Here is a 1204-nt window from a genome sequence, read left to right on the forward strand (position 1 = left end):
CGACGTCCCCCCGCTTTTGAGTAGCACGCCGGTTTGGAGTCCAATTCCCCAACCCCAGGAGATTGGACGTGAAGAAGCGCTTTTCCGAAGAACAGATCATTGGCTTTCTGCGTGAGGCCGACGCGGGCATGCCGATCAAGGAGCTGTGCCGCCGGCACGGTTTCAGCGAAGCCTCGTACTACCTGTGGCGCAGCAAGTTCGGCGGCATGACCGTGTCGGACGCGAAGCGGCTGAAGGAACTGGAGGCGGAGAACACCCGGCTGAAGAAGCTGCTGGCCGAGCAGATGTTCGAGAACGACGTCATCAAGGACGTTCTTCGAAAAAAGTCGTAACCGCACCGGCGCGGCGTGCGCTGGTGCGGGATCTGGTCGCCAAGGGATTGAGCGAGCGACGGGCCTTGGCGGCCGTCCGCATGAGCGCCAGCGCGTTGCGCTACGCGCCACGGCCGGACGGCAATGTCGAGTTGCGCGAGCGCATCCAGGCGCTGGCACAGCGGCACAAGCGCTATGGCGTGGGGATGATCCATCTCAAGCTGAGGCAGGCGGGGATGCTCGTGAACTACAAGCGCGTGGAACGGCTGTACCAGGAAGCACGGCTGCAGGTGCGGCGGCGCAAGCGGAAGAAGGTGCCGGTGGGCGAGCGGCAGCCGCTGCTGCGACCGACCGCGGCCAATCAGGTGTGGTCGATGGACTTCGTGTTCGACCGCACCGGCGAAGGTTGCGTGCTCAAGTGCCTGACGATCGTCGACGACGCCACGCACGAGGCCGTCGCCATAGAAGTCGAGCGCGCGATCTCCGGCCAGATGCTCACGCGCGTGCTCGATCGCCTGGCGCTCAGTCGCGGCTTGCCGCGGGTGATCCGCACCGACAACGGCAAGGAGTTCTGCGGCAAGGCGATGGTCGAGTGGGCGCACGGGCGCGGCGTGGATCTGCGCCTCATCGAGCCTGGCAAGCCAAACCAGAACGCCTACGTCGAGTCGTTCAACGGCCGGCTGCGCGACGAATGTCTCAACGAGCACTGGTTCACAAGCCTGCTGCAGGCGCGGACGGTCATCGAAATCTGGCGCAGGGAATACAACGAGGAAAGACCGAAGAAGGCACTTGGCGGGCTGACGCCCGCCGCCTACGCAAAGCAATTGGCAGAAGCTCAGCTACAGTAACCCCGGACTCCAAATGGTTCCGCTACTGAAAGCGGGGGGACGTCG

General features: G+C 64.2%; 1 pseudogene. It reads left to right on the forward strand.

Annotation, left to right across the window (positions count from 1 at the left end):
• Positions 1-128: 128 nt before the first annotated feature.
• Positions 129-1204 (forward strand): annotated as a pseudogene (locus tag AC1Q5B_RS20435) (IS3 family transposase); the annotation flags it as partial.

This window comes from Pseudoxanthomonas sp. GW835-FHT14C01 (assembly GCF_058793715.1).